Here is a 14,161-nt window from a genome sequence, read left to right as displayed (position 1 = left end):
AGTTTTGAGTTTGCCAAATAGATTTAGGTCACACTTAATTAGGCTCGCTATACGCTGATAGTATTAATCAGCGATAGTTTGCAATTAATAGCCTTGAGTCGGCTTAGGCGCATCAGCTAATTCTAGTGTGTGTAACAAACTGTTTAGTAAACTTGAAGCACCAAATCTAAAGGTACGTGGTGAAACCCAATCAGCACCTAAAATACGCTCAGCAACACCGAGGAATTCAGCTGCTTGTGCAGCATCACGCACACCACCGGCAGGCTTGAAGCCTACTTGGGTATTCTTCTCGCTGATCACAGTTAACATAATTTCAGCCGCTTCAAGTGTGGCGTTTACAGGCACTTTACCAGTAGAGGTTTTGATAAAGTCAGCACCTGCATCGATTGAAAGCTCAGATGCACGGCGGATAAGCGCAGGATCAGCTAACACGCCAGATTCGATGATAACTTTTAACAAGACTTCACCACAGGCTTCTTTACAGGCTTTAACTAATTCAAAACCAATTGTTTCATTGCCTTCCATCAGTGCGCGGTATGGAAATACCACGTCAACTTCGTCAGCACCATAGGCAACAGCGGCGCGAGTTTCTAGCACAGCAATGGCAATGTCATCATTGCCATGGGGAAAGTTAGTCACAGTGGCGATTTGGATATCTTCAGCACCGATTTCATCTAACGTCTTGCGTGCAATCGGGATGAAACGTGGGTAAATGCAGATAGCGGCAGTATTGCCCGCAGCCGTTTTCGCTTTGTGGCACAGGTCGATCACTTTTTGATCTGTGTCGTCATCATTCAAAGTCGTTAAGTCCATTAACTCAATGGCGCGTTGTGCTGCTTTTTTTAAATCAGTCATAATAGCTCTCCAAAATAAAAATTAAATGAATAGAAATCAGTCGCATAAAAGCAACGCTTGAGAGGTGGCATTATTTTGATTATTTTTATATGGCCGGGCCTTCAGGCGGTGCCGAGTAATTTGCTTGTACAAACTACCTTGTTGTAGGTATTCAATCTTGCCTAAGTCATAAAGAGCAATAGGCATCCTGACACTTAAAATAACTTATAAGTGACCACGACTTGAATCCTTGAAGACCGGAAGAGAGGATACGAATAAAATCTTGCTCCTACTTTTCCGCGAAAAATCCATTTTAGCGCGAGAAAAACACAAACCTTTATATAAACCCACTTGTTAGCCTAATAGGCTTAGATAAAGACTCATGGTAAAACTAAAGATGGAGCCGCATAATGCGGCTCCAACAAGCAATAATTACAAGAGATTAGAACTTGTAAGTTGCTGACAGGTAGTGTGACCAACCTGTTGATTCTAGGCCAGTAGCACCATCATCAGTTAGCAAGTAAACATCTTTGAAGCCTTTCAAGCCATAACCCAGAGCATAACGATCTGAATGCCAGTATAGACCGAAGAATACGTTACCGCCGTTAGTTGATTTGCCCTTAACTAAAGGACCATTCTCAACAGCAGGCCAATATGCTTCGTCAGCACCAAATTGATAATCGATGTAACCTTGGAATGACAGGAAGCTTTTGTTATCGAAGAAGTAGAAAGGTTTGAACCAATTAGCAGAGAACTGATATCCATTCCACTCTTTAGCGTTCATGTCATAGTAACCGTACAGGTTCATGCCTGTTTTGCCTAACCAAGGCACGTTTACATCAGCACCGACACCCCAAAATGTAGAGTTAACGCCAGAACCATCACCATCGTTAACTAATCCATCCCAGTTGAACAGAGTAGAGAAGTAAACTTCTTGGATTGGTCCAAAAGACAAGTCTTTACCAGTCAGCGCATCAATAGATACACGTGGAGCAAACTTCATAAACAGCTTACTTTTACCTGTACCTGGATTCTTGTCACCATTGCTTGATGTTTCGTTTGCCAAGTTGAATACGTCAACATAACCGTATAGATCGAATACACCAGAACGACCGCCGAATTCCATTTCTAAGTAGTTGTGTTGATCGCCAGCCGCTGGGTTCTCTGGCTTTTCACCGATAGAGTACATAGCGTTGAACTGCATCCACTTGTAATCAGAACCGTGAAGGTCTGTACGATCAGCGGCAAATGCATTGCCAGAGATTGCTGCTACTGCAGTAGCGGCTAAAGCTAAAGTTTTAACGTTTTTCATCATCAACCCCATTTATCTTGTTTGCTACCATCGAGGGTAGCGTTCTTTTTGTGGCGTTCGCATTCTACCTAGATTAAAAAAAATCTCAATAATCTAGCGTAAAATCACAAACACAAAATTCTTAATTGTGAACAAAGTCGCGACTTCTGCATTACGATTAATTAACGTAACCGTAGATTCACGACATTTAAGACAGAATGACAGCTACACTTCAGTTGCATTCTGTGTCTTTCAATTGGAGAAACTATTCACTACAGGAATCACTACTGGAAAATGGTTGAATTAACTTAGGCCCTGCCCCGCATGGTCAGGACCCAGTTAGTGGGGTTTCCCCCTGCTGTAGTTACTTAGATAGCTAAGAACAAACCAGCAAGTGTTGCGCTCATTAAGTTAGCTAAAGAGCCGGCGATAACCGCACGAATACCCATTGTAGCTAAATCATGACGACGGTTAGGAGCCATAGCACCTAAACCACCAAGCAAAATCGCGATTGAAGACAAGTTAGCGAAACCACACAGAGCAAACGAAATAATCGCCTTTGTTCTGTCTGTCATAGCTAAACCAGTTTCAGCAACTACCATACCGCCATCAGCAATATCTTTTAAGTATGGAGCAAAGTTCAAATAAGCAACGAATTCGTTAACAATGATCTTTTGACCAATGAAAGAACCAGCCACTAAAGCTTCATTCCAAGGTACGCCGATAAGGAAGGCTAAAGGCATGAACACATAGCCAAGGATCAGTTCAAGTGTTAAACCTTCAACGCCAAACCAACCACCCACACCACCAATAATGCCGTTGACCATAGCGATCAAACCAACGAAGGCTAACAACATAGCGCCTACGTTTAAGGCTAAATGCATACCAGATGAAGCACCTGCAGCAGCTGCGTCTAGCACGTTAGCTGGTTTGTCAGGATCTTCTGGCAAATCGCTCATGTCATTTTTAACAGCTTCAGTTTCAGGGTGCATCAGTTTAGCCATTAATAGACCACCTGGTGCTGCCATGAATGACGCGGCAACTAAGTATTCGATAGGTACACCCATCTGCGCGTAACCAGCCAATACTGAACCCGCGATTGATGCCAAACCACCCACCATGATCGCAAACAGTTCAGACTGCGTCATAGTTGGGATGAATGGGCGAACCACTAATGGGGCTTCAGTTTGACCAACGAAGATGTTAGCAGTTGCTGACATAGATTCAGTACGGCTTGTGCCCAATGCTTTTTGTAAACCACCACCGATGATACGGATGATCCACTGCATAACGCCTAAGTAATATAGAACCGCAATCAGAGAAGAGAAGAACACAATAACGGGTAACACGTTAACTGCGAAGATAAAGCCAAGTTTGAAGTTAGCTAAATCACCAAACAGGAAACCAATACCGTTTTGTGCGTAACCAATAACGCTAGAAACCGCATCAGACATCCCTTTCAGAATGTCTTTACCAACTGGAACATACAGTACAAAACCACCGAAGGCAGCTTGGATAGCTAACGCGCCACCCACTGTACGTAAATTAATTGCTTTTTTGTTATTTGATAGGAGGAAACCCATCGCAAGTAGGGTGACCACCCCTACTAAACTCATTAATATATCCATTAACCATCACCCTATTGTTAACACTTTTTAATTATGTTGTTAATCAACCTATTTCCGAGTCAGATTATACCCGAGGCAAAGTCGAAAATCGTCGTTTTGATCATATTTTTGGAGTTTAATTTCAATCGCTTAGTGCAGAATGCTAGTGCGACCTACACCTGTTTATTTAAAAACAGCTAAAGGTCAAACAGTTGCATTACATTCGACACCAAGTGTTCTGATATTAGAACACTTGATTTTTTTTGCAAATTGGCAATTTTGTCTATAAAAAGAACAAGGTTAGCGGGCTGGTTACGTTTTTCAGTAACATTTATCGGCGTCATTGCAGGAGAGTCAGTCTCAAGTATGAAGTGCTGAAGTGGTAATTCGCTGACAGTTTTGAGCAATTTTTTGGCATTAGGGTTCATAATCAAACCACCAATTCCCAGCTTAAAACCTAATTTGATATATTCCTGTGCAATTTCAGTACTGCCAGAAAAAGCATGTATCACACCGCCTCTAGGCAATTGATGCTTTTTCAAACACCCTAAAACCTCTGAATGTGCTTTTACGCTATGAATAATAACTGGCAGATTAACGGACTTAGCTAAAGCTAATTGTGCCTCAAAAAATGCGAGCTGCTGAGGCCACGTTGAGGAATAGAGCTTATCTAAGCCACATTCACCAATAGCAACAAAGCGAGGACATTCTAGTAACGCCGAAACTTGAGATGTTAATGCTAAGATCCCAGCATCAACATCCTCTGGACAAAACCAAGGATGAATACCGAGGGCAAAATAAGTTTGGTATTGTTCGGCAACGGCGAGCTGTTTGTGCCAGTGCTGCGGCGACACACCGGGAATAATCAGATTATCTACGCCAACACTGTGCATTCGCAACACCACATCGTCGCGGTCAACATCAAACTCGGCAAAATCCAAATGGGCGTGGGTATCAATCACAGTAAATGCCTCACTCTGCGGTCGATTTACCAATTGAATGAGGTTCAGGTGGCGATACCGTTTCGTCAACCACCAAAGCTTTGACGCATTTTACCGCTAATGGAGGATCTTCAAGGCGCGGCATGCAACAGCGACGATTTTCAGGTGTCAGCCCCATTCGGTCGCACCAATGAATATAAGCCTGCCATGTTTTTGTGATCCAATTCGCCATCATTCACATCCAGAACCGATTTTTAGTTTTCATTAGATACAAAAATGGCGGTGAATTCACCGCCATTTCAACAACTATTCTAGACCGAACCCTATTAGTGTTCGCGGGTTTTCGCAAACTCAATATCAGGATATCTTTCCATCGAAAGATTAAGGTTAACCATAGTTGGTGCTATATAGGTTAAGTTATCGCCACCATCGAGAGCCAAGTTTTGGCTACACTTACGGCGGAACTCTTCAAGCTTACGCTCATCCTTACAATAAACCCAGCGAGCGGTAGACACGCTAATACCTTCGTAAATAGCTTCGACGTTATATTCACTCTTCAGACGACCAACAACCACTTCAAACTGCAGTACACCCACAGCGCCAACAATCAAATCGTTAGTATCAATTGGGCGGAATACTTGTACAGCACCTTCTTCAGATAACTGTACTAAGCCTTTTAAGAGCTGTTTCTGTTTAAGCGGATCACGCAGACGAATACGGCGGAACATTTCAGGGGCGAAGTTAGGTACGCCAGTGAAACGGAATTTTTCACCTTGGGTAAACGTATCGCCAATACGGATAGTGCCATGGTTATGTAAGCCGATGATATCGCCGGGATAAGCTTCTTCAGCACGCTCACGATCGCCCGCCATAAAGGTCAATGCATCGCTAACGTTAACATCTTTACCAATACGCACATGGTGCATTTTCATGCCCTGCTCGTAACGACCTGAACAGACACGCATAAAGGCAACACGGTCACGGTGTTTTGGATCCATGTTTGCTTGGATCTTGAACACGAAACCGGTGAATTTTTCTTCATCAGGCATGATAACGCGTGTATCGCTTTCGCGCGGTAATGGCTTAGGTGCCCACTCGACGATGCCGTCAAGAATATGGTCCACACCAAAGTTACCCAAAGCAGTACCAAAAAATACTGGGGTCAACTCGCCTTTCAAGAAAGCTGAATGGTCAAATTCATGCGACGCGCCGCGCACTAATTCCATCTCATTGCGCAAATCAGCGGCATAACTGCCAATCGCTTTCTCAAGATCAGGATTATTAATGCCTTTAATTACGCGACGCTCTTGGATCGTGTGTCCCATACCGCCTTGATACAACACCACTTCATCACGCAGTATGTGGTAAATACCTTTAAATTCTTTACCGCTGCCAATAGGCCAAGTAATAGGTGCACAGGCAATATTCAGCACGCTTTCGACTTCATCCATTAGATCAATAGGATCACGGATATCGCGGTCGAGTTTATTCATAAAGGTCACAATCGGCGTATCACGCAGACGTGTCACTTCCATCAACTTGATAGTACGGTCTTCAACACCCTTAGCAGAGTCGATCACCATCAAACATGAGTCAACGGCCGTCAGAGTACGATAAGTATCTTCAGAGAAGTCTTCGTGACCAGGCGTATCGAGTAAGTTAACAAGGGCGCCACCATAGGGAAATTGCATGACAGACGTAGTAATAGAAATACCACGGTCTTTCTCCATTTCCATCCAGTCAGATTTAGCATGCTGACCCGATTTTTTGCCTTTAACCGTACCCGCTTTCTGCAAAGCGTTTCCGAATAACAGCACTTTTTCGGTAATGGTTGTTTTACCCGCGTCGGGGTGCGATATGATCGCGAAGGTGCGACGTTTATCGACCTCTACTTTATTGCCTGACATGTTAACCTATGCACTTGTATCGCTAAAAAGGCGCAAATTATAGCGCCTCAGTTCGAGCTTGGCTAGGCAAAGCCCGAGATGAACTCGGGCTGAGAGAGGTTATTTTGTGGCTTCGAGCAAACCTTTGACTTTGGCGAGTTCAATACGCGCATATCTATGTTCGACAAAATCATAGATATTGGTTGCCAATGCTAAGCGAAAATAGTTTGCAGCATCTTGATATTGCTTAGTTTCTATCGCCATTTTTGCAAGGTAAAAATAAGCTTCGCATAAACGTTCAGCATATTCTTTCGGATAAGTTAAGCCTACTTTAGCCGCAGAAAACACCTCGTCACGGCTTTTTTTACCTAAATAATAATCGACGATAACGGTCGCCCAAGCATCATTTTCTAAATTCTGACGATGCTGCGCTAACTGTTTTTTAGCTTCAACGGAGTCAGCTTTCAAATCAATCAAATACAACCATAATGCCCGATAACCGTCTTTATTATCGCCTGCATAAAACGCCTGCATATCTTTAGTCGCTAAATCAATACGGTCGCCATAGTACAAAGCAATACCGCGATTCAAATAGGCATAATCATAATTAGGTGCTAACTCTAATACGCCATCGAAGGCTTCATAGGCGCTGTCGTATTCACCTTCTTGGGTGTAATAAATTCCAAGGAAATTATAGGCATCAGCAAGATCAGGCTGAAGTTTTAACGCTTGCATAAAATCAATCCGTGCGAGCAGTCTTAAGCCCACACTGTCGTAAATCACACCACGATCGTAATGAAATCTGGCTCTCTGTTCATTCGTCAGTTCGACCGTAGCCAAAATCTCGTTGAGTTTTGCCAGTGTCACTTCGACTTTATAATCAGGCATAACTGGCGCGACAACCAATTTACCTTCAACATCATTATGGTTATCTAAAGGAGACTGGGTGGTTGCGCATCCGGCTAACAACAGACTGGCACTCGCCAGCACAGCAACGACAGCGGTTCTAATTTTAAGACTCATCCATTTCTACCTTTTTAGATTCCCAACATACGCAGAAGAATCTTCATGATAGCAATCCCACCACAGGACCGCTATTAGGGAATTAAGATTAATACTGACTTTCTTAATGCTAAAACAAAAAAGGAGATCATTTGATCTCCTTTTGATGCAATCACTTAAAAAGTGTGTGCCTATAAATAAGTCAAAGACTCATTATTCAGCAGCAGCTTCTTTCGTTTGTGCTTCTTTAATTGACAGACGTACGCGGCCTTGACGATCCACTTCCATCACCTTAACGGCAACTTCTTGGTTCAGCTCAAGGTGATCAGACACGTTAGCAACACGTTCATCACTGATTTGTGAAATGTGTACTAAACCGTCTTTGCCCGGCAGAATGTTCACGAACGCGCCGAAATCAACGATACGGATAACCTTACCATTGTAGATACGACCCACTTCAACTTCTGAAGTGATTTCTTCGATACGACGGATAGCTTCTTTAGTTGCTTCGCCGTTTGAAGAAGCGATCTTCACAGTACCATCATCTTCCAGTTCAATCGTAGTGCCCGTTTCTTCGGTCAGAGCACGGATAACTGCGCCACCTTTACCGATAACGTCACGGATTTTTTCTGGGTTGATCTTGATAACTGTGATACGTGGAGCGTGATCAGAAATATCATCACGGTGTGAACCAATCGCTTGATCCATCACGTTTAGAATATGTACACGTGCACCATAGGCTTGTTGCAGTGCGATATCCATGATTTCTTTAGTGATACCTTCGATCTTGATATCCATCTGCAGTGCAGTAATACCATCACGCGTACCAGCAACTTTAAAGTCCATGTCACCTAAATGATCTTCATCACCTAAGATGTCAGAAAGAACAACGAAATCATCGCCTTCTTTCACTAGACCCATAGCGATACCCGCTACAGAAGTCTTGATAGGTACACCGGCATCCATCAACGCGAGAGAAGTACCACATACTGACGCCATAGAGCTTGAACCGTTAGATTCAGTGATTTCAGATACAACGCGTACGCTGTATGGGAATTCAGCCGCTGAAGGCATAACAGCGTTAATACCGCGCCAAGCTAACTTACCATGACCGATTTCGCGGCGCTTAGGTGATCCCACCATGCCTGTTTCACCAACAGAGTATGGAGGGAAGTTATAGTGCAGCATAAAACGGTTAGTGCGCTCGCCCATGATGCTGTCGATCTTCTGTGCATCACGTTCAGTACCTAAAGTACAAGTTACCAACGCTTGAGTTTCGCCACGAGTGAACAATGCGCTACCGTGAGTACGTGGCAATACGCCCGCTAACACACTTAAGGCACGGATCATGTCGGGTTCACGACCATCAATACGTGGCTCGCCACGGATGATACGACCACGAACCACTTTCTTCTCTAAGCTACCCAGTAAGTTGTCAACTTCACGTAAATCAACGCTTGGATTGCTCGCTAACAAGGCTTCTTTTGCTGCTGCTTTAACAACAGAAACTTGAGCATAACGATCTTGTTTAACTTGGATTTTATACGCATCACCTAAACCAGCTTCAGCAAGCTCTTTGATTTGGGCGACTAAATCGGCATCTTGCGTTGGTGCAGTCCAATCCCAAGTTGGTTTACCGGCTTCTGCTTTAAATTCAGCAATCGCCTTGATAACCACTTGTTGTTGATCGTGACCGTAAACTACAGAACCTAACATCACTTCTTCTGGTAATGCTTGGGCTTCTGATTCCACCATTAATACTGCACCGGCAGTACCAGCAACCACTAAGTTCAGTTGACTGGTTGCAAGTTGTGCAACACTTGGGTTCAACACGTATTCGCCATCAATGTAACCCACACGTGCAGCACCTAAAGGACCGCTGAATGGAATACCAGAAATAGCCAGTGCCGCAGAAGTACCGATCATGGAGATGATATCTGGCTCGATTTGTGGATCGACAGATACTACGGTAATGATAACTTGAACTTCGTTTTTGAAACCATTAGGGAAAAGAGGGCGAATTGGACGGTCGATCAGACGAGCGATTAATGTCTCATCTTCTGAAGGACGGCCTTCACGCTTAAAAAAACCACCAGGAATTTTACCCGCTGCGTAGGTTTTTTCTTGATAGTTAACAGTCAGAGGGAAAAAGTCACGGCCTGCATCTGCATCTTTTTTACCGACAACAGTGACTAACACTGTCGTGTCACCCATACTCGCTAAAACGGCTGCATCAGCTTGACGCGCTATAACACCTGTTTCCAGGGTGACTGTATGTTGACCATACTCAAAACTCTTTACAATAGGATTCACGTGACCCATTCCTTAATTAATGACCTTGAATTACGCGCGTAAGTATACTGCAATTCGGATCAATAGATAAAGAGCAGATAATGATGACAAATACGTAACTTTTCACTAAAGTGGTTAAATCAACAAAGAGTTGCGGTTTATATTGATACGGAAAATCTCGCCGATGGTGAATAATTATCATGAAGGATGCGCCCGATGACAGGCCGTTTTAAGTCACTGACGTGGAAACAAACTAACCTAGTCGTATTTACTGCCCTATTTTTTGCCATTGCCATTTTTATTGTTGAAATCGCTTTAGTCGTCGTATCAACCAAACAACAACTCACGACCACTCAGCAAGAACTCCTTGATTCAGTTGAACAACCTGCAGCAAATGCCGTATGGGCATTAGATGATAATTTAGCCCGTCAAACTTTAGAGGGTGCCATCAAAGTCGAACATGTTGGCTCGGCGGTGATTGAGCTGGACGATGGCTCAATGTTTGTTTCTGTCAGTAATAATAAGCAGAATAACTCACAGACTTTTATCAGTTTAAGTAATAAATTATTTGATGATCTCAAAGAAATTTCTCGTCCTTTGTATAGGCCTTTTTATTTTGAAGGTACCCAACAACAGCAACTCATTGGTACATTAACGGTTTTCTACGATACCCAAGAACTAACAAACACCCTCTTCTCGCAGTTAAGATTTAGTTTTTTTGCCACTCTCGCTCGTGCACTCTTACTCACCTTAGTGCTTTCCGTGGTATTCCATCGCTTCCTGACTCAGCCTATCGCACGCATCAGTGAGGCCATCGATAAGATCGAACCCGACTCTCCGGACGAAAATCTCTTACCTATGTCCAACGCACACAAGGATGATGAACTCGGCCTAGTGACCTCGAAATTCAACCAAATTCTTATCCAATTTAGCCAAACCCAATCCAAACTGCGCAAAATGGCGACCCGAGATCCGCTAACAGGCTTACCGAACCGCACACTATTGCTTGAAACCATTGCAGTCACTATCCAACGCTCGCGAGTACACAAACGCAGCTTTGCATTGATGTTTATCGACTTAGACCGTTTTAAGAATATCAACGATTCCCTTGGCCACGCATTAGGCGATCAATTCCTCGCTCGTATCGCCCGAATTCTCGAACGATTCGTTGGTGATAAAGGCACAGTTTCCCGCTTAGGTGGCGATGAATTCGTTATTCTGGCCGATACGGTTCACACCCCAGACCAAGCGGCAGATTTTGTAGATAAGCTACTGATCCAGCTCAATGTCCCGATTCAATTAAATGAACATGCAATTCATCCAGCTGCATCGATTGGGATTTCTATTTATCCCGAAGACGGTAACAGCGCTGAAGATTTGATCCGTCACGCTGACATTGCCATGTACAGCGCGAAAGCTGCAGGCTCGAATCAATGGGCCTTCTTCAAACAACAGATGACTGAGCGAGCAGCAGTTCGTTTACGCACTGAAGCATCTTTACATGATGCGTTAAAAAACAATGAATTTTTACTGTATTTCCAACCGAAACTTGATCTGCAAACGGGCAAAGTCATCGCCTGTGAAGCCTTGATCCGTTGGCAAAAAGACGGACGACTCATCAGCCCCATTTCCTTTATTCCCGTCGCGGAAGAGACCGGTATCATCATTCCTATAGGTCGTTGGGTGATAGAGCAAAGCTGTAAAGTCCTTAGGGAATGGCAGAAAAAATATAACTATGCCATCCCAATTGCGATTAATGTTGCCTCACAGCAATTTGCCGATGCCAGTTTAGTTCCCGATATCAAACAGATGGCATTACGCTATCAAATCCAACCTGAGTTGCTGGAAATTGAAATCACTGAAACCTCGTTGATGAACGACATTGAACTCGCTATCGCTAAGCTTGAACAATTGAAATCAGCCGGATTTGGTATTGCAGTCGATGACTTTGGCACAGGGTATTCTTCACTCTCTTACCTGCGCCATTTGCCTATCACTACCATGAAAATCGATCGTTGTTTCGTTTCCGATCTACCAGGGGATAGCGCAATTGCATCAACCATTTTAATGTTGGGAAAGCAGCTTAATTTGACCATTGTGGCCGAAGGCATTGAAAACGAGCAGCAATTGGATTGGTTGAAAGAAAATCAGTGCCAAGTCGGCCAAGGTTTCTATTTTAGTCAGCCTCTACCCCAAGCAGAATTTGAAGCGCTGTATATAGCAACACAAACAGCAACAATAAGCAGTCTTGATGGTTTACGTGGGGCTTAGGATACTTACATTGGCACTTAAGTTTCGATTCGATGCTTAATCACATCAAGCTCAGCGTAACAGACCTAAACATTAGACTGATTTTGGCTGTAACTCCTGTATATCTCTCGTTTGCACAATAAATATTCTGTTAAATTTTAGGCAATAAAAAAGGAGGCTAAGCCTCCTTTTTCACGTTAGTCGACGCGAAATTAACGACGTAGACCTAACTTTTGGATCAGAGCAGTGTAACGTGCTAAATCAGTACGTTTCAGGTAAGCAGTTAACTTACGACGTGAGCTAACCATACGTAACAGACCACGACGTGAGTGGTGATCATGAATGTGCTCTTTGAAGTGATCTTGCAAATGGTTGATTTGCGCAGTTAACAAAGCAACTTGAACTTCAGTTGAACCAGTGTCGTTTTCACAACGGCCAAAATCAGCCAAAATTTTTGCTTTTGCTTCAGGACTTAGTGACATGTATATCTCCAAATAAATAATATGAATCTCTAGCCGATCACTAACTCAGCCAGAGGGCGCGCTATTTTACCCATAAACCCACCCTAGCGCAATAAAAGGCAGGGACTAATGCATCAACTAATTTAATCATTTGTCGATGGATAGCGGGCTAATGCGTTTCTGCAGGTTCGTCATGGATAACAATGAGTCGTTTCGGCGCTAATAAGCCATCTTCGTTCATTGTGCCAATCCCCACAAACCGGCGAATATCACCTAAAGTGATACGTACCAACTCATCGGTTTTCAATTCTGCATTAACCGGTACACGAACCGCTTGACCTTGCATTAAGTAAGGAGCTATCGCATCCGGCACATTCACCTCTGGGAAATCGGCCACGGCCGTGTCCATAGGCAATAACAGAGGGTCGAGTAATACGCTCGGATCTATCTGTTGTTCATGTGCTTGAGCAACTAGCGCTTCAAGTTGTTCTAAAGTGACCATTCTGGCATAGGGATACTGCGCAACTTGGGTGCGGCGCAGCATAATCACATGGGCGCCACAACCGAGCATCTCACCGAGATCGTCTATGATAGTGCGAATATAAGTGCCCTTAGAACAATGAATGTCTAAGGTCAGCTCATCGCCTTCAAGACCGATGAAATTTAGCTCAAATACCGTAATAGGGCGAGATTCACGCGGCACTTCTATGCCTTCACGGGCATATTTATACAGGGGCTGACCCTGATATTTCAGCGCGGAATACATAGAAGGCACTTGCTGAGTTTCACCACGGAAGAAATCAAGCGCGGTTAATAACTGCGCCTCGGTAAAATCAATGGCGCGGGTTTGCACCACTTCACCATCGGAATCACTGGTATCTGTCCGTTCGCCAAGCTTTGCAGTGACTAAATAGCGTTTATCGGCATCCAATAGATGCTGAGAAAACTTAGTCCCTTCGCCTAAGCATACAGGTAACATACCTGTCGCTAACGGATCGAGTGCGCCCGTATGCCCAGCTTTATTCGCATTAAAAAAGCGCTTTACCCTTTGCAATGCAAAGTTAGAACTCATGCCAGTGGATTTATCCAGCAGCACTATCCCATCGATAAAACGACCTTTTGGACGACGAGCCATTAATCTTTACCTTCCGTTTCATCTGCGTCATCAGCAATATCATCACCTAAGACTTCATCTTCAACCGATGCGTCTTCGCTGCCAAATTGCTGTTGCTTCGCTTTGTCTTGGTTGATCACTTGGCTAACTAAGTTAGACATGCGCATACCTTCAACTAGCGAGCTATCGTAGATAAAACGCAGTTCAGGCATGACACGCAGCTTCATACGACCCGCCACTAAAGTGCGGATATAAGGAGCTGCGCTGATCAAAGCGTTTAGCTTTTCTTGAACGACAGCTTTGTCTTCTTCGAAAAAAGTCACAAACACTTTGGCATAGCTGAGATCGCGAGAGACGTCGACGTCATTCACAGTCACAAAGCCAATACGAGGATCTTTCATGTCGCGCTGTAGCACTTGAGCAAGTTCTTGCTGAAGCTGCTGAGCGATTCGACGAGTACGACTGAATTCTTTTGCCATAATA

The 14,161-nt window shown here is 43.8% G+C and carries 12 protein-coding genes; 1 reads left to right on the top strand and 11 read right to left on the bottom strand.

The genetic code is table 11. From position 1 onward, the window contains the following. Positions 1-84 precede the first annotated feature (84 nt). The 8 genes from deoC to pnp form a co-directional block, all read right to left on the bottom strand. The gene (gene deoC / locus L5L97_RS19040; protein ID WP_006086931.1) at positions 85-855 is read right to left on the bottom strand and encodes a deoxyribose-phosphate aldolase; all 771 of its coding nucleotides are present in this window, start codon (positions 853-855) and stop codon (positions 85-87) included. Positions 856-1,276: 421 nt separating this feature from the next. Beyond that, the gene (locus L5L97_RS19035; RefSeq protein WP_263140120.1) at positions 1,277-2,146 is read right to left on the bottom strand and encodes an outer membrane protein OmpK; all 870 of its coding nucleotides are present in this window, start codon (positions 2,144-2,146) and stop codon (positions 1,277-1,279) included. Positions 2,147-2,493: 347 nt separating this feature from the next. Beyond that, positions 2,494-3,753 (bottom strand): NupC/NupG family nucleoside CNT transporter, encoded by a 1,260-nt coding sequence (locus tag L5L97_RS19030; protein ID WP_263176274.1) that lies wholly within the window; start codon positions 3,751-3,753, stop codon positions 2,494-2,496. Positions 3,754-3,929: 176 nt separating this feature from the next. Beyond that, positions 3,930-4,694: a TatD family hydrolase gene (locus L5L97_RS19025; protein WP_263183459.1), complete on the bottom strand. Its 765-nt coding sequence runs from the start codon at positions 4,692-4,694 to the stop codon at positions 3,930-3,932. Between the two features lie 10 nt (positions 4,695-4,704). After that, positions 4,705-4,908, bottom strand: a complete 204-nt coding sequence (locus tag L5L97_RS19020) for a hypothetical protein (RefSeq protein WP_168822819.1) — start codon at positions 4,906-4,908, stop codon at positions 4,705-4,707. Positions 4,909-4,999: 91 nt separating this feature from the next. Then, positions 5,000-6,580 carry a peptide chain release factor 3 gene (gene prfC / locus L5L97_RS19015; protein WP_219234625.1) on the bottom strand — a complete coding sequence of 527 codons (1,581 nt, stop codon included), beginning with the start codon at positions 6,578-6,580 and terminating at the stop codon, positions 5,000-5,002. A 99-nt stretch (positions 6,581-6,679) separates the two neighbouring features. Continuing rightward, positions 6,680-7,582 carry a lipoprotein NlpI gene (gene nlpI / locus L5L97_RS19010; protein ID WP_168822816.1) on the bottom strand — a complete coding sequence of 301 codons (903 nt, stop codon included), beginning with the start codon at positions 7,580-7,582 and terminating at the stop codon, positions 6,680-6,682. A gap of 192 nt (positions 7,583-7,774) precedes the next feature. Further along, complete coding sequence (pnp, locus tag L5L97_RS19005; RefSeq protein WP_105251702.1) at positions 7,775-9,874, bottom strand: polyribonucleotide nucleotidyltransferase; 2,100 nt, start codon at positions 9,872-9,874, stop codon at positions 7,775-7,777. Between the two features lie 195 nt (positions 9,875-10,069). On the opposite strand from pnp, the gene L5L97_RS19000 reads away from it, so the two are divergent. Next, positions 10,070-12,124: a putative bifunctional diguanylate cyclase/phosphodiesterase gene (locus L5L97_RS19000; RefSeq protein ID WP_105251701.1), complete on the top strand. Its 2,055-nt coding sequence runs from the start codon at positions 10,070-10,072 to the stop codon at positions 12,122-12,124. Positions 12,125-12,315: 191 nt separating this feature from the next. Here L5L97_RS19000 and rpsO read toward each other — a convergent pair whose 3' ends face one another. The 3 genes from rpsO to rbfA all read right to left on the bottom strand — a co-directional run bounded on the left by rpsO (position 12,316) and on the right by rbfA (position 14,157). Next, on the bottom strand, positions 12,316-12,585 hold the full coding sequence (gene rpsO / locus L5L97_RS18995) for a 30S ribosomal protein S15 (RefSeq protein WP_028761447.1): 270 nt from the start codon (positions 12,583-12,585) through the stop codon (positions 12,316-12,318). A 148-nt stretch (positions 12,586-12,733) separates the two neighbouring features. Continuing rightward, the gene (truB, locus tag L5L97_RS18990; RefSeq protein ID WP_028761448.1) at positions 12,734-13,699 is read right to left on the bottom strand and encodes a tRNA pseudouridine(55) synthase TruB; all 966 of its coding nucleotides are present in this window, start codon (positions 13,697-13,699) and stop codon (positions 12,734-12,736) included. Next, positions 13,699-14,157 carry a 30S ribosome-binding factor RbfA gene (gene rbfA, locus L5L97_RS18985; RefSeq protein WP_105251700.1) on the bottom strand — a complete coding sequence of 153 codons (459 nt, stop codon included), beginning with the start codon at positions 14,155-14,157 and terminating at the stop codon, positions 13,699-13,701. The genes truB and rbfA overlap by 1 nt, the downstream gene beginning before the upstream one ends. Between the last annotated feature and the right edge of the window lie 4 nt (positions 14,158-14,161).

This window comes from Shewanella sp. SM71 (genome assembly GCF_025653905.1).
Classification (GTDB): Bacteria; Pseudomonadota; Gammaproteobacteria; order Enterobacterales; family Shewanellaceae; genus Shewanella; species Shewanella oncorhynchi.
Note: the sequence above shows the minus strand (reverse complement) of the source record. Positions and strands in the feature narration are given on the sequence as shown.